Raw genomic sequence first — 14,914 nt, 5'->3', positions numbered from 1 at the left:
CACCACTTTTTCGACCATGATCGACAAGGGGCGCAAGTCATGCCGGACCCGGAGACCGGGAACCCCATTGCGGGGCCACGAAAACGGTAACGGGGGCGCCCCCGCGATGCGAGGGCGCCCCTTGACCACGAAGCGGAGGTGGTGTGGCGGGCTACGGCCCGTTCACCTTCGGAACGCACGGCCCGGGCAGCCCCGGGCCTGAGGAGGCCGGGGCTGCCGGCCGGGATCAGCGGTGGTGATGTCCGCCGCGGCCCCAGGACTTGGAGTCGATGGTCCGGCCGCGGTCGTCGCGAAGGGTGGCGGTGTCGCGCTCGTTCCAGATCTCCCGGCGGCGGTCCTGGTAGACGTCGCTGTCCGTGTCACGGCCCCGCCCGGTGTGAACCTTGACGCTCGAGTGCCCGTCGAGGCGCAGGTGGCTGAAGCGATAGCGGTTTCCGTCCCTGTCGGTGAGGGTGAAACCACGGAGGTTCACCTCGCGCCAACCGACGTTCTTCACTTCGACCCACTCCGCGTTCAGACTGCGGTTGGAGTGATCGTCACGGCCGCGGCCGCCGTCCGCCTGGACCTTGCCGATGACGATCGAGGAGTGCCGGCCGTCGTGGCGGTCGTGCCGGTCGCGGCCGTCGGCCGACGCCGGCATGGCGACCGCGGCGACGACGGCGCCGGACGCCAGGACGGTGGCGGCGATGCGGGTGGCGATGCGAGAAGCAGGCATGTCGTGCCCTCTCAAGGACGTGCCCCAGCCCTGTTCAGGACTGCCGTGGGCGATCGGTTCCCGGCTTGCTGCCGAGGACCCAAACTCTGGCCCCGCCACGACGCCATCTACTGGCAAACCCGTCCACATTACAGAAACCGGACATCTCAGTAACTCTCACTTGTATCCGGCATCGATCCCGATCGAGGCATTACCAAGGGTTCGCTGTCAGTTACATCGACCGTTGAGGAATCAACAAAAGGAGGGACTAAAAGCTATCAAATGCCGCGAACATGACACCCCACAAGGCGTCAGGACGGGCCGGATTTCTGTAACAGCCGACCACCCCGGCCGGTCGCACACGCGGTAGCACCACCGCTCTGACGTGCGATTTCACGTCACCCTTCGGGCCTGCCGGGCGACTCGACGCGACTGCCGCCCCTATGAGGCATCGGCACGCGGAAGCGAACGCTGAAGTCGCAGTCCGGGTCGAGTGACCCGCCACGCGCCGACCAGGCCGGGTGACCCGCCTCAGGCTGCCCCGGATATTCGAACAGGAGTATCATTCTGGTCGTGGCTGAATTCGACTTCCCCGACGACCTGCGTGACGCCCAGCTGCGCCTCCACCGGGCCCGGGCGGAGTATCAGGCGCTGTGCCGGACCCTGCCCTGGTCGGTCGAACCGGCCGAGGGCTGGACCGCGGTGGAAGGGCAGTACTCGGGCTACCGCCGCGATTTCCCGGCCACCCCGGGCTACACGGACGAACAGAAGACGGAGGTGGCCCGTCTGCGCGCCCTGATGCTGGAGCTGTCGACCGAGGTGACCACGCACCCGTACTGGGCCACCGTCTCCGGCGGCGACGTCGTGGACGCACGGATGGAGCTCAAGCACCACCCGGACGTCGTGCGGACGGACGAGCCGACGCCGGGCGGCTGAAAGCGGCGGATCACTGCCGGGGCTGTTCCCGCCGGGCTCCAGGCCCGGGGCGGAGGCGAGTCACCGGGCGAGCAGAAGCGCCTCCGCGCCCACGGGCCGGAAGCCGGCGGCCTGGAAGGCGCGGACACTGCGCGCATTGCCCGTGGCCTGCTGCGACCAGACCGGCTCTCCGGCGGGCACGAGATGACGGGCAGCGGTGGCCAGCGCCCGGCCGAGACCCCGATGACGTACGTCCTCGTCCACCTCGACGGCGGTTTCCCAGCGGCCCGCCACACCGCGGCCGAGGACGAGGATCCCACCGTCGGCCGCCCACACCCGCACGTTGTCGCGACGTTCGCGCGCCTTGGTCACCCGCGGATGGTCGGGGTCCTCGATCTCACGGAGGTCCAGTGGAGGTGGCCCCGGCAGGGTCTGGGCCACGGTCAGCAGGTCGATCGTGTCGGTGGACCTGCCGGTGCGGTCCAGGAAAGCCCCCAGAAAGCGCGGATTCATGGTGGCGGCCAGCGCATCGCAGCCCATGCCGGCGAGGGTGTCCCTCACCCACCGGGGGTCCTCGTCCGTGAAGACGACCGAGTGCGCGGTGAACGCGATGACCCCGGCGTCCCGGTGGTTCGGCGACGGCACCACGGTCGTCGTGCCGTCGGGCGGCGGGAACTGACCACGTGCCGCCGCATCGAGTATCTCCGCCAGGGTCTCTCCCATGCCTGCCTCTCCTCGGCTACGGGACCGGTCCGGTCCCGTCCCGTCCCGTGATCATCGTTGCACCTTGCAGGCGTCGGACGTCAGCCAGCACAAGGTTCCTCAGCGCGCTCGCGGAGGCGAGGTCACCGGCGCCACCGAGGTCTCCCAAGGCAAGCCCGCCCCGGACCTGTTCCTGCACGCGGCACACCGGATGGGCATAGACCCGGCAGCGTGCGCGGTGGTCGAGGACAGCCGACCGGGCGTCCGAGCCACCCGCGCCGCAGGCATGCGGGCCTTCGGCCATGCCGGTGGACCGACCCCGGCCGAGCGACTCGAAGGTGACGGCACAGTCGTCTTCGACGACATGCGCGAACTGCCCGGCCGCCCCACCGAAGTTCGGCCACAGCCACGCGGTACCGCCCGGCCGCCCCACCGAAGTTCGGCCACAGCCACGCGGTGCCGCCCGGCCGGTTGGCGAGGTTCCCTCCGCGTGACGCCCGCCCGGACCTTCGATCTCCGCCGTGGTGCTCTCAACAGGCAAAAGAGGTCGTAGCCGGTGGTCTGCCCGGGCATAGTGGCGCGCATGGCTTCCCTGGTGAGACACATGACCATCGACTGCGCCGACGCCTATGGACTCGGCAGCTTCTGGGCCGAGGCCCTCGGTTCCCCGCTGGCCGACGACGACTACCCGGGCGACCCGGAGGCGCTGATCGAGTCGCCGGGTGCCACGCTGCTGTTCGTGACGGTCCCCGAGCGCAAGGCCGCTTCCGTCAAGAACCGCGTGCACTTGGATCTGCAGCCTCAGGACCGCACCCGCGATGAAGAGATCGAGCGGCTGCTCGCCCTCGGCGCCACCCTCGTCGCCGACCACCGCCGCCCCGACGGCGCCGGCTGGGCGACGCTGGCCGACCCCGAAGGCAACGAGTTCTGCGTCGAGCGCAGCGCGGCCGAGCGCGCAGCCGCGGCCTAGCCACGGCCCCATCCGGTGGTGTCCCCCGGGGTCGTGAACGACCGGTACGACCGACGCCGACCGATCCGGCTGGAGCTACGAATCAGAAGGTGGCCGTGCCCTTCCCGTGCCCGTTCGGCCGGGAAACAAGGGGGAACAGCGGTCGCCCGGCGGACAACCTCATGAGAACGGCCCCCGACCGAGTTGCCTGGTCAGGGGCCGTTCATCTGCGGTGGGTGTGGGATTTGAACCCACGGTGACGTCGCCGCCACGACGGTTTTCAAGACCGTTCCCTTAGGCCGCTCGGGCAACCCACCTCGCGCACCGCCGCCCCCGGCGATCACGGGTGACGTGCGCGTGCACAGCCTAGCCCGTCAGCCGTCGCCCTTGCGCTGGCCCAGGGTGACTTGGACCGTGGACTCCTTGCCGCCGCGCTCGTAGGTGAGCGTGACCTTGTCGCCCGGCTTGTGGTTCCAGATCTCACTGATCAGGGTCGGGCCGCTGTCGACGGGCTTCCCGTTGAACTTGGTGATCACGTCGCCCCCCTTGAGACCGGCCTTGGCAGCCGGGCCGTCGGGACTGATCGCGGGGGTGCCGCCGGAGCCCTGGGTGGCGATCACGGCACCCTTGCCCTGGTCGGTCATGTTCACCGAGGCGCCGATCACCGGGTAGACCGGCTCGCCCGTCTTGATGAGCTGTTCGGCCACGTTCTTGGCCTGGTTGATCGGGATGGCGAAGCCGAGACCGATCGAGCCCGCCTGGGACTGGCCCAGACCGTTGCCGCCTGCGGACTGGATGGCGGAGTTGATGCCGATCACCGCGCCGCTCGCGTCGATCAGCGGGCCGCCGGAGTTGCCGGGGTTGATGGAGGCATCGGTCTGCAGGGCGCTCATGTACGAGTTCTTGCCGCTGGAGCCGCCGCCCGAGGCGACCGGACGGTTCTTGGCGCTGATGATGCCCGTCGTGACCGTGTTGGAGAGTCCGAAGGGCGCCCCGATCGCGATCGTCGAATCGCCGACCGCCACCCGGTCCGAATTGCCGAGCGGCAGCGGGGCGAGGCCCGAGGGGGCGTTCTTGAGCTTCAGTACGGCGACGTCGTAGCCCTGGGCGCGGCCGACGACCTCGGCGACGAACGCCTTGCCGTTGGAGAAGGTCACGGAGAGCTCGCCCCCGTCGGCCGCGGACTCCACCACGTGGTTGTTGGTGAGGATGTGGCCTTCCTTGTCGTAGACGAAGCCGGTGCCCGTGCCGCCCTCGCCCTGGCCGCCGCCGGCCTTCGCCTCGATGGTGACGACACTCGGCAGCGCCTTGCCCGCGACCGCCGCGACCGTGCCGGGGTCGCGCTTGAAGTCGGCGGGTGCCTCGCCGGCGGAGACGGTAGTCGAGACGCCGGATTCGTGACTGTTCTCGGCCGCCCAGTAGCCGATGCCGCCACCGACGCCGCCCGCGACGAGGGCGGCTGCGAGCACGGCGGCGACGAGGCCGCCGGTGCCCCTGCGCCGGCCGGGCGGGCCGCCGGGTGTGGTGTGCGCGGCAGAGTCCCAGCCCCACGGGGAGGCGGACGGCGGCGGTGGCGGCCAGCCCGCGCCCGGGGCCGAGGTCTGATAGGAGGGGGCGGCCTGCGCCCCCGGGGCGGACGCCGGCATCGGCGGCATCTGCTGCGTCGGGGCCTCGGCACCGGCGGACGGGTGCCCGACCGTGCCCTCGGGAGCAGCCGCCGGCCCAGAAGACGGCACGGGAGGTACGGACGGGGCGCCGTGGCCCACGATGCCCTCGTTGCCCTCGTTCTCGGTGCTCAAAGCTTTGTCTCCTCGATTCCGCGATTCCCGGTCGGTTCCGGTCGGTCCGCTGCGTCCAGCTTTTCCCACTGGCCGTCAGGCCACTGTAAGCGGGACCTGTGCATATACGCGCCACCCTTTATCTCGGACATCACGGACACGGGAGCGGCGCCCGTACGACGACGGTGGCACCATGACGCGGTGACACAACATCCGATCCAGGTCGTGGCTCACCGAGGCGCCTCGGAGGATGCCCCCGAACACACTCTGGCCGCCTATGTGAAGGCCATAGAGGACGGGGCCGACGCCCTCGAATGCGATGTGCGTCTCACCGCAGACGGTCACCTCGTCTGTGTCCACGACCGTCGCGTCAACCGTACGTCCAACGGCCGCGGTGCCGTCTCCGCCCTGGAGCTCTCTGCACTCTCCGCGCTCGACTTCGGGGCATGGAAGGACAGAGAGGAGAGCCCGGACTGGGGCGACCGCGAGTTCACCTCCGTCCTGACCCTGGAACGCCTCCTCGAGCTGATCGCCGATGCCGGACGGCCGATCGAGCTGGCCATCGAGACCAAGCACCCCACCCGGTGGGCCGGCCAGGTCGAGGACCGCCTGCTCCGGCTGCTGAAGAGGTTCGGTCTCGACGCCCCTGCGACGCCCGCCGAGTCGCCCGTGCGCATCATGAGCTTCTCCGCGCGCTCGCTGCACCGGATCGCGGCCGCCGCATCGCAGATCCCCACCGTCTATCTGATGCAGTTCCCCCCGCTGCGCATGCGCGAGGCGCGGCTGCCGGCCGGCGCCCGCATCGCGGGGCCGGGAATCAGGTTCGTACGCAACCACCCCTCTTATGTCGAGCGACTGCACGCGGCCGGTCACCAGGTGCACGTGTGGACCGTGAACGAGCCCGAGGACGTCGAACTCTGCGTCAGTCTCGGCGTCGAGGCGATCATCACCAATCGCCCGAAGCAGGTCCTGGCTCAATTGGGCCGTATCTAGCCCTGCTACAGGGAGTGCACCGGCGCGTTCGGTCCGTGTTCGATCGTTACGAGTGCGTCACCAGACATGTATTGGCCGGTTTCCGGTCCAGTCCATTGGGGCATCCACACCGTGGCGTGGGGCAAAGGAGGTCTCGGGGGTGGCGTTGGTGGTGGCACAGGAGGTGCCCACGTCGTCGAGCATGGCCGTTCCCCATGGCCCTGCGGGCGTGGGTGAGGCAAGGCACCGGATGCGTGAGCAGCTGCGACGCGGCGGAGTGTCCGAATCGGTCGTCGACGATGCCGTTCTGATCCTTTCCGAACTGCTCAGCAATGCCTGCCGACATGGCAGACCGCTGGGGCGCGGGGAGATCGGCGACGGCGACATCCTTGCCGCGTGGCGCGTCGACAGAGCAGGCAGACTGACCGTCGAGGTGACGGACGGAGGCGGTCCCACCCGTCCGGTTCCGGCCACTCCTTCGGTCACCGCGCGCGGCGGCCGAGGGCTGAACATCATCAGCGCGCTCGCCCAGGACTGGGGTGTGCGGGACAGCGCGACCGGCGAGGTCACGGTGTGGGTGCTCGTGACGGAAGGGCATCGCCGCGACGATTTCGCTACGCGCGTCACCGGCTCGGGCCCCGGTACCGGATTCGACTTCGTGGACGCGTACGACGAGGCGTACCAGGCGTACGACGAGGCCTGACGGCGCACCCGCCATCGGCCGCCACGGCAGTCCGAGGCACCACGACGCTGCCGGACGCGAACGCCCGGCAGCGCACGCCGGTGCACGAAGGCGACGCGTACGAGGACATCGACGGCGCATAGCAACCGGCGGCCACTCCGTAACGGCTAGGCTCGCGCCCGAGACACAGGCAGCACACAGCACCGCAGTCCTCGGGAGAGAGCCACACCATGGCCAAGAAGCGCCCCCAGACGAAGGCCGTCAAGCCGCAGTTCACCGACGGAGAGATCCCGGTGGTCGGGGCACGCGAGCCCTGCCCCTGTGGTTCGGGCCGTCGCTACAAGGCCTGTCACGGCCGGGCCGCCGCGCACGCCGTGACCGAGCTGGTCCAGCGCCCCTTCGAGGGGCTCAACGCCGAGTGCGACTGGGTCGCCCTGCGCGAACTGGTCCCCGCCGCCACGGTCGAGCTGACCCTGAAGGACGGACTGCCCGACGACGTACCGTCGGTGACGCTCGCCACCGTCCTCCCGATGGCGTGGCCCGCGCTGCGCCGCGACAGCGGAGCCGTACTGCTCGCGCTGCAGAACGACACGGCCTCGGGCGACCTGAGCCGCGATCTGGCGGACACGCTGCTCCGCGCGCTCACCGCGAAGCCCGGTACCCCCGTCGGCGGCGAGCGCGCGCCCGCGGACGGACCGCGGCTGCAGGATCTGCTCGACCCGGCCGCGCCGTTCGAGCCGGTGGTCCACAGCGGTTTCGAGTTCTGGATCCCGGACGCCGCGGACAACGCGAGCCCGGAGGTCGCCGCCTCGCTGGAGCGTGCCAACGCCGCCGCGATCCCCACGGTCAGGCTGTCCGGAGTGGACTCGGCCTACTGGTGCGAGACGCCGGAGAAGAACCATCTGCGCTGGGTCATGCCGCACCCCGAGGAGAAGCTGCTCGACGCGCTCGCCCGGCTGCACGCCGCGGGTACGTCGAGCCTCGGCGAAGGTACCCGCCTCGTCGGCTCGTTCCGGGCGCACGGGCTCATGGTCCCGGTCTGGGACCTGCCGAGTGCGATGGGTGCGGAGGAGTGCGAGAAGCCGGCCACGGAGTTCGCCGAACGCCTGACCGCCGCGCTCGCCGCCGACACCCCGCTGACCCCGGAGGAGCGCCGGGCACGCGGCGGGCTCACCAACCGCCAGGTGACCCTCAGCTGACCGACCATGCGGTCTGTACGCGGACAGTGACGAATTCCGGGGGCCCGGCGGGTGATTCCCGTCACACTCCCCGTACGGGGCGGTAATTAGCTGTCCGAATACCCGAGATCGAATTTGCGAACTGCAGATCTCTTGTTACCGTTCTTGAAGCCCGGTCGCTGGTGCATCCCCCGTCGCCAGCGACCGGGCGTTGCTATTTCCCTATTCCGGCCGGTCGCACCGCCGGATCCCAACTTCCCGCAGCGCCGGGAGAGTTGAGGCGGGGCGCAGCAGAAGCGGCCCTTCTCCGAGATCTCCGGGTCCCCTGAACTCCAGGACTGCCGGATACACACCGGCTTCGCCTCGGGCGTTCTCACGAGGTGTTTCGCGCGCCGCGGTCTCATCGCCCGCCTCGACAAACGCAACGCGTCGGTGCGGTTCTGCCTTCGACCGCGCGGGACTCGACGCGGAGATCGGCTTACAGTCCCGTCACATCGCGGCTGTGCGCACGCTTCCACGCTGCCCCGGCCCCATCGGCCGGGGCATCCTCCGCGCGCGCCGGGGGGCGTACACCGGGAAGGCGAGTGTCCGGACGCTCCCGCCAGGACCCGGTGCCGCATCGTTCCAGCCAGAATTCCTGGACACCCCGCGGTCTTGCCATCCGGAAACGGATGCGTCTGCCGACGAGGGTCTTGCCCTCCCCGGCATGACTGGCCCCGGCCCGCACCCGCACGAGTGGGGCGAGGCCATGTTCACGATCGCAAGCGCCTGCTCGGCACGCTGCTGCTCGGCAAGCTCCTGTCCGCCGAGCGTCCGGGCTCAGTAGGTGAGCCGGGTTCCCTCGCCCGTCTCCGGCGGAGGTGTGAACCCACCGGCGGGCGCACTCGCGCTCGCCTCCACCAGAGCGTCGACGACCGCCTCCACGTCCGGCAGCCACGGCCTCGCCGATCCGGGCAGCGGCGCGCGCTCCCAGCGGACCTGCCCGGTGCCCACCTCCGACGGGGGCAGCACCAGATAGCCGCCCTCGCCGTGGAATCGGAGCGAACTGGGCACCCAGTCCTTGGCATGGAGGAGCTCGCCCAGCTGCTCCAACGAGTACGGAGCGACGAGCAGCGCCCAGCGGGTCGGGGTCGCCACGACCGGGCCGAGCCGCATACCCGTACGGTCGAGCGCGGCAAGGGCCCGCGCCCCCGCCACCGCGGGCAGGCTCACCGCACACGGCGCCCGGCCGCCCGTCGCCAGGATGATCGGGGCCTTGGGGCGGTTGGTCCACCACCAGCGCACCATGCGCTCGTCGGTGGTCGCCGTGAGGATTCCGGGGTCAAAAGGGTGCGCGCCGGGGACGACGCACTCGGGGTCGGGGCAGGCACAGCCGCGTGCGCGGTCACCGCGCCCGGCCGGCCCCAGCCCCACACCGGGAAGCACGGGCCACTGCCATGCCGTGGCGCAGGTGAGCGCCGCATCGAGCTGGGCAGGCGTCCCCTTGTGCCGGAACCGGAGCCTGCGTCGCCTTCCGGGGATCTCGCGCATGAGCGCTCGTTCCTTTCCGTTGAACGCCGAGGGCTGCATCACACCATGTGTGCTTCACTTCACTGTGCGTACCGCTGTGCGTCTCACTGCGCGTCCAAGTCGGCGCGTCACCGCCCTGCGCCGCGGCCTGCCACGGGCATCGGAGGCCCTGATCACCTGCGGCGACGAACACCGAAGGGGACCGAACGAAGTGGGCTGTGTCCATTAAACGCGTGGCGAGGGGTGGCGCGTGCATGGCGCTTTACTGTCCCGCTGAACTGGTCCCGCCACTCGGGATGGGGCGCGGCGGCCTGTGCGCATAGACGCCAGGGCTCCCCGCCAGGTTCCGGGACCGTCCCAACTGCCCCTGGCCATCACCGATTACGTACCCATCACGCTCGGAATGACGCTCCCCCCTGGACTTGGGACTTCGGACCCCGTCCCGGGAGGTACACCCTCTCGAACGCCCTCAGTCGACCGCAAATAGCAGCCACAGGGGGCATTTTTCGGCCAAGTTAGCGGGTCCTCGAACACCCCGTGGACACCAGCAATTCCGCCAGGACAATGCTGGACATCCCCTCACGTGTGCGTGTACATGTGGATGCATTGATAGCGGCGCAGAATGACATGGGGGTTTGCGATGCTATTGGCCGAAACGCACCAGTCGGAAAGCCGGCTACCATGAGCGCCCCTCACCTGCCGAATGTGGCTGGAATCGATTCAACGGTTCCCGCTTCGGCGCACACTGCCGCCGCACTCGCGGACGCCTCCGTCCCGAGCACAGCCCCCGGCGCGCTGATCCAGGACCGCCTGGCCGGGTGGGTCTCCGACCTCACCACCCTCCACGAACTCACCGAGCGGCTCGCCACGACGAGCTCTCTCGACGACGCACTCCATGAACTCCTTCGCGCGGGCGCCGCACTGGTCGGCGCCCGCCGCGGCATGGTCGTCCTCGAACCGCCCGCCGGCCGCGGCCCGTCCAGCACCGTCGGTCTCGGCCTCGCCCACGCCGACCTCGGCCACATCGAGACCGTTCCGCGCAGCGCCACCCCCTACGGCCGGATCCTCGACGGAGCTCCGGCGAGCACCCCCGCACCCGTCGCCCAGGCCGATCTGTTCGGCGACGAGGCCCTCGATCCGCGACTGCGCGAGGTCGCGGCCCGCCTCGGCTACGCCGCCAGCTACGCCCTGCCGCTCGCGACCGTCGAAGCGGGAAAGCTGGGCGTCGCCGTCTGGTTCTACGACGAGCCCGCAGAACCCGTCGAGCGCCAGCGCCATCTGGTCGGTCTCTACGGGCGGTACGCCACCGAGCATCTGGCCCGCCTCCTCGACCTGGACCGGGCCCGCAGGAGGATGGCGATCATCGCCGAGGAACTGCTGCCCAGCAGGCTGCCCCGGGTGCCCGGAGTGCGTCTCGCCGCCCGCCATCTCGGCGGACCACGCGGCGGGGGCGAGTGGTACGACGCGCTGCCGCTGCCCGAAGGCGCGCTGGGCCTCGCCGTCGGCTCGGTCTCCGGTTCAGGGCCGAGCGCCCTGGCCGCGATGGGCCGGCTGCGGGCGAGCCTGCGGGCGTACGCGGTGATGGAGGGCGAGGACCCCGTCGCCGTACTGTCCGATCTGGAGCTGCTGCTGCGGCTGACGGAACCGGCCCGGTCGGCGACCGCGCTGTTCGCCTACTGCGAGCCCGCGCTGCGGAAGGTCGTCCTCGCCGGGGCAGGGCACACGCCCCCGCTGATCACCGGGGAGCGGCGCACGGAGTTCGTCGAGACCTCGCTGTCGGCGCCGCTCGGGATGCTGGCCTGCTGGGAGGCGCCGAGCGTGGAGTTCTCGCCCGCGCCCGGAGAAACGGTGCTGCTCTACACCGACGGGCTGCTGCGGCGCACCGGTGACCCCACGGACCGGGCGTTCGCCAGGCTGCACGCGGCGGCGGCGAGTGTGCCGAGGGCCGCGCGCCACGACCCGGCGGCGGTCGCCGACCATGTGCTGCGGAGCGTGCTTCCGGAAGGTCTCGGGTGCGCAGAGGACCCCGACGAGGACGCCGAGGACATGGTGATGCTGGCGGCCTGGTTCGAGTGACACCGGCGGGCCTCTGCCCGGCGGGCCCGTGTCCCGACCGCCCGTGTACGCCCGCGGCGTCGCCCACCGCGCACCTCCCGAGGCCGCTGCCGCGCTCCCTCGCGGTCGTCGTGTGCGCGCCGTGACCTGCGCTTCACGCCCGACGTCATGCCCGACGCCCCACCCGCCGCACCCCGCGTCGCCCCCTCGTGACTGCGCGTCGACGGTCCCGGGCGCCCTTCCGCACGACCGTACGATGGGTGGGGGTTCAGAGTCGTACCAACAAGGAGGCGGACCCGTGGCAGAGGAGCTCACTCCGGAGACCCCGGAAGAGTCGGGCGAAGAGCCGATCAAGCAGCGGAAGAACGGGCTGTACCCGGGAGTCTCCGACGAGCTCGCGGAGAACATGAAGTCGGGCTGGGCCGACACCGAGCTGCACGGCCTGGAGCCGGTCCCGCAGGCCGCGCACACCGCGCGCCGCCGCGCCGCGCTCTCCGCCCGCTTCCCGGGCGAGCGCCTCGTCATCCCCGCGGGCAGGCTGAAGACCCGCTCCAACGACACCGAGTACCCCTTCCGCGCCTCGACCGAGTACGCGTACCTCACGGGCGACCAGACCCAGGACGGCGTCCTGGTCCTGGAGCCGGCGACCCTCCCGGACGGGACGGGCGGGCACGAGGCGACCGTCTATCTGCTGCCGCGCTCCAACCGCGAGAACGGCGAGTTCTGGCTCGACGGCCAGGGCGAACTGTGGGTCGGCCGCCGCCACTCGCTGGCCGAGGCCGAGCAGCGGCTGGGCATCCCGGCGAAGGACGTCCGCGAGCTGCCGGAGCAGCTGCGCGAGGCGACCGGCCCGGTCCGGGGCGTCCGTGGCCACGACGCCACCATCGAGGCGGCCCTGACGGACAAGGTCACCGCCGAGCGCGACGAGGAGCTGCGCGTCTTCCTCTCCGAGGCCCGTCTGGTCAAGGACGAGTTCGAGATCGCCGAGCTGCAGAAGGCCTGCGACTCCACGGCCCGTGGCTTCGAGGACGTCGTCAGGGTCCTGGACCGGGCGGAGGCCACCAGCGAGCGCTACATCGAAGGCACGTTCTTCCTGCGTGCCCGGGTCGACGGCAACGACGTCGGCTACGGCTCGATCTGCGCGGCGGGACCGCACGCCACCACCCTGCACTGGGTACGGAACGACGGCGACGTGCGCTCCGGCGACCTGCTTCTGCTCGACGCGGGCGTGGAGACCAACGAGCTCTACACCGCGGACGTCACGCGCACCCTGCCGATCAACGGCCGCTTCAGCGAGCTGCAGCGCAAGATCTACGACGCGGTGTACGAGGCCCAGGAGGCCGGTATCGCCGCGGTGAAGCCGGGCGCCGCGTACCGCGACTTCCACGACGCCGCCCAGCGCGTGCTCGCCACCAGGCTGGTGGAATGGGGTCTGCTCGGTGACCTGGACGTGGAGAAGGTCCTGGAGCTCGGCCTGCAGCGCCGCTGGACCCTGCACGGCACCGGCCACATGCTCGGCATGGACGTCCACGACTGCGCGGCCGCGCGGACCGAGGCGTATGTGGAAGCGATCCTGGAGCCCGGCGTGTGCCTGACCGTCGAGCCGGGTCTGTACTTCCAGGCGGACGACCTCTCCGTCCCCGCCGAGTACCGCGGCATCGGCATCCGGATCGAGGACGACATCCTCGTCACGGAGGACGGCAACCGGAACCTGTCGGCATCGCTGCCGCGGCAGGCCGACGAGGTCGAGGCCTGGATGGCGCAGCTCAAGGGCTGACCCGCGGCGCCCGGAGCCCCGCGGAGGAACGGGCCCCAGGGCCCGCGAGGACGCGGACACGCGGACACGAGGAGGGCGTTCTGCTCAGGTGACTCTGAGCAGGGCGTCCTCCCGCCATTTCAGCATCTTGTCGAAGCTCACGACCGCGCCGTGCCCCGGCCGGTTCCCGAAGTGCACGTGGTCGGCGAGCTGCTCGATCAGACAGAGTCCACGTCCGTGTTCGGCGGACAGGGACGACGTGGGGGCGAGGGAAGCGAAGGGAGGCGTGGGACGGCGGTCCGGAAAGCCGGGACCGGAGTCCGCCACCTCGATGAGGCACTTCTCACCGTCGAGATACGCCGTCACGCGGTAGGCCGCCGAAGGGGCGCCTGTCTCCGCGTCCCCGCCGTGCTCCACGGCGTTGGCGCATGCCTCGCTCAGCGCGACCGAGAGGTCGTAGGAGATGTCGGGGTCGACCCCCGCGGTCTCCATCGTGCCGAGGAGTAGGCGACGGGCGAGCGGAACGCTCGCAGCCTCACGCCGCAAATGGAGAGACCACCAGATGCTCATGCTCCAGCCTCCTGGCTGCGGCTCGACATACCGATACGTATTGCCGCGAGTCGGCGTTCGTAAGCGTGTGGTTGACGTGTGGGACGTCAATGACCCTCATTCGGCCGACGCGCACCGGCGTACGCCGGTGTATACCCCGGTGAACACCGGGAACGCCCCCGCCGAGCGCACGCAAAGGCGACCTTCCGGACCTGCCGCCCGGCGCCGACGGGCGCAGTGCGATGATGTCCCGGCCATGTCTGCCCACCCGCCGGTCGAGCCCTCGACCGCACACGCCGGAGCCGGTCTGCGGCTGCTGAGGGCCGCGGTGTTCGCCGCGGTCTGCGTCGTGCTGTCCGCGCTGGGGCATGTACTGGCCTCGTGTGCGCCCATCCCCTGGTGGACGCTCCTGACAGGCTTCCTGCTCGTCCTCGCGGTCTCCGCGCCGCTCGCCGGCCGCGAGCGCTCGATGCCGGTCATCGCCACGGCCCTGGCGGGCGGGCAGTTGGCCCTGCACACGCTCTTCGGGCTCGGCCAGCGCCAGTTCGCGGTGGCACCGACCGCCGATGACACGCTGATCAGAACCGCGGCGAAGCTTCTGTGCGGTGCGGGCGCCGCTTCGCTGAGCCCCGCCGACGCCCATCGGGTCCTCGTCCGCGCCGGGATCGATCCTGCGGGCATCGGACACGGAACGGGCATCGGCCATGGAGCCGGTGCCGCCCACACGGGTCATGTTCCGGCGACCGCCTCCCCGGAAGCGGCCGGGCTGCTGCCCGGTGCGCCGATGATCCTGGGCCATCTGCTGGCCGCGCTCGCGGTCGGCTGGCTGCTGCGGCGCGGCGAGGTCGCGCTGTTCCGGCTGGCACGGCTGTCGGCGCACGGCGCGACCGAGATCGCGGAAGGCGCACTCGTGCGCTCCCTGCGTGCCGCGCTCGTACTCGTACGGGTCCTGCTGGCCGGGCTGCCGGGAACGCCCGGTGCCGGTCCGCGTACCCGTACCGGAGCGCTCACCGACGACCCTCCGCCGCCCGCGGCCGAAGCACTCCAGCACACGGTGATCAGGCGCGGCCCTCCGGTGCCGTACGCCCTCGCAGCCTGAAGCGACCCGCTCGACAGGAGCGGTGTCGCGGCGTCCGTACGCACCCGCGCACGGACCGATCACCTTCCTTGTCATG

12 protein-coding genes, 1 tRNA gene and 2 pseudogenes are annotated in these 14,914 nt (G+C 70.9%); 9 read left to right on the top strand and 6 right to left on the bottom strand.

Annotated features, from left to right (window positions below):
* Positions 1 to 226 precede the first annotated feature (226 nt).
* Positions 227 to 715, bottom strand: a complete 489-nt coding sequence (locus ACFU5O_RS17415; protein ID WP_384241057.1) for a lamin tail domain-containing protein — start codon at positions 713 to 715, stop codon at positions 227 to 229.
* A 552-nt stretch (positions 716 to 1,267) separates the two neighbouring features.
* Between ACFU5O_RS17415 and ACFU5O_RS17410 the strand changes: the two genes are divergently transcribed.
* On the top strand, positions 1,268 to 1,630 hold the full coding sequence (locus tag ACFU5O_RS17410) for a hypothetical protein (RefSeq protein ID WP_384241055.1): 363 nt from the start codon (positions 1,268 to 1,270) through the stop codon (positions 1,628 to 1,630).
* Between the two features lie 60 nt (positions 1,631 to 1,690).
* Here the strand turns inward: ACFU5O_RS17410 and ACFU5O_RS17405 are convergent, their stop codons facing one another.
* Positions 1,691 to 2,332, bottom strand: coding sequence for a GNAT family N-acetyltransferase (locus ACFU5O_RS17405; RefSeq protein ID WP_384241053.1), 642 nt, complete (start codon positions 2,330 to 2,332; stop codon positions 1,691 to 1,693).
* Between the two features lie 115 nt (positions 2,333 to 2,447).
* On the opposite strand from ACFU5O_RS17405, the pseudogene ACFU5O_RS17400 reads away from it, so the two are divergent.
* Together ACFU5O_RS17400 and ACFU5O_RS17395 are read left to right on the top strand one after the other, a co-directional pair.
* A pseudogene (locus tag ACFU5O_RS17400) lies at positions 2,448 to 2,693 on the top strand (HAD family hydrolase); the annotation flags it as partial.
* A 201-nt stretch (positions 2,694 to 2,894) separates the two neighbouring features.
* Positions 2,895 to 3,272 (top strand): annotated as a pseudogene (locus ACFU5O_RS17395) (VOC family protein); the annotation flags it as partial.
* Positions 3,273 to 3,490: 218 nt separating this feature from the next.
* Here ACFU5O_RS17395 and ACFU5O_RS17390 read toward each other — a convergent pair.
* Both ACFU5O_RS17390 and ACFU5O_RS17385 read right to left on the bottom strand, forming a co-directional pair.
* Positions 3,491 to 3,577, bottom strand: a tRNA-Ser gene (locus tag ACFU5O_RS17390).
* A 57-nt stretch (positions 3,578 to 3,634) separates the two neighbouring features.
* On the bottom strand, positions 3,635 to 5,059 hold the full coding sequence (locus ACFU5O_RS17385; protein ID WP_384241051.1) for a S1C family serine protease: 1,425 nt from the start codon (positions 5,057 to 5,059) through the stop codon (positions 3,635 to 3,637).
* Positions 5,060 to 5,239: 180 nt separating this feature from the next.
* On the opposite strand from ACFU5O_RS17385, the gene ACFU5O_RS17380 reads away from it, so the two are divergent.
* The 3 genes from ACFU5O_RS17380 (at position 5,240) to ACFU5O_RS17370 (ending at position 7,891) form a co-directional block, all read left to right on the top strand.
* Positions 5,240 to 6,031, top strand: coding sequence for a glycerophosphodiester phosphodiesterase (locus tag ACFU5O_RS17380; protein WP_384241049.1), 792 nt, complete (start codon positions 5,240 to 5,242; stop codon positions 6,029 to 6,031).
* 52 nt (positions 6,032 to 6,083) lie between these two features.
* Positions 6,084 to 6,713 carry an ATP-binding protein gene (locus ACFU5O_RS17375; protein WP_384241047.1) on the top strand — a complete coding sequence of 210 codons (630 nt, stop codon included), beginning with the start codon at positions 6,084 to 6,086 and terminating at the stop codon, positions 6,711 to 6,713.
* Positions 6,714 to 6,922: 209 nt separating this feature from the next.
* Entirely contained in the window at positions 6,923 to 7,891 is a 969-nt protein-coding gene (locus tag ACFU5O_RS17370; RefSeq protein ID WP_384241044.1) for a DUF5926 family protein, read from the top strand.
* Positions 7,892 to 8,689: 798 nt separating this feature from the next.
* Here ACFU5O_RS17370 and ACFU5O_RS17365 read toward each other — a convergent pair.
* A complete protein-coding gene (locus tag ACFU5O_RS17365) occupies positions 8,690 to 9,400 on the bottom strand; it encodes a bifunctional DNA primase/polymerase (RefSeq protein ID WP_384241042.1) in 711 nt (236 codons plus the stop codon).
* 543 nt (positions 9,401 to 9,943) lie between these two features.
* Between ACFU5O_RS17365 and ACFU5O_RS17360 the strand changes: the two genes are divergently transcribed.
* Positions 9,944 to 11,455 carry a PP2C family protein-serine/threonine phosphatase gene (locus tag ACFU5O_RS17360; RefSeq protein ID WP_384241125.1) on the top strand — a complete coding sequence of 504 codons (1,512 nt, stop codon included), beginning with the start codon at positions 9,944 to 9,946 and terminating at the stop codon, positions 11,453 to 11,455.
* Positions 11,456 to 11,732: 277 nt separating this feature from the next.
* Positions 11,733 to 13,211 (top strand): aminopeptidase P family protein, encoded by a 1,479-nt coding sequence (locus ACFU5O_RS17355; RefSeq protein ID WP_384241040.1) that lies wholly within the window; start codon positions 11,733 to 11,735, stop codon positions 13,209 to 13,211.
* 84 nt (positions 13,212 to 13,295) lie between these two features.
* Here ACFU5O_RS17355 and ACFU5O_RS17350 read toward each other — a convergent pair whose 3' ends face one another.
* Positions 13,296 to 13,760, bottom strand: coding sequence for an ATP-binding protein (locus tag ACFU5O_RS17350; protein WP_384241037.1), 465 nt, complete (start codon positions 13,758 to 13,760; stop codon positions 13,296 to 13,298).
* Positions 13,761 to 13,995: 235 nt separating this feature from the next.
* On the opposite strand from ACFU5O_RS17350, the gene ACFU5O_RS17345 reads away from it, so the two are divergent.
* On the top strand, positions 13,996 to 14,838 hold the full coding sequence (locus ACFU5O_RS17345; protein WP_384241035.1) for a hypothetical protein: 843 nt from the start codon (positions 13,996 to 13,998) through the stop codon (positions 14,836 to 14,838).
* The last annotated feature ends 76 nt before the right edge of the window (positions 14,839 to 14,914 follow it).

This window comes from Streptomyces sp. NPDC057445, assembly GCF_042802855.1.
Taxonomy (GTDB): domain Bacteria; phylum Actinomycetota; class Actinomycetes; order Streptomycetales; family Streptomycetaceae; genus Streptomyces.
Note: the sequence above shows the minus strand (reverse complement) of the source record. Positions and strands in the feature narration are given on the sequence as shown.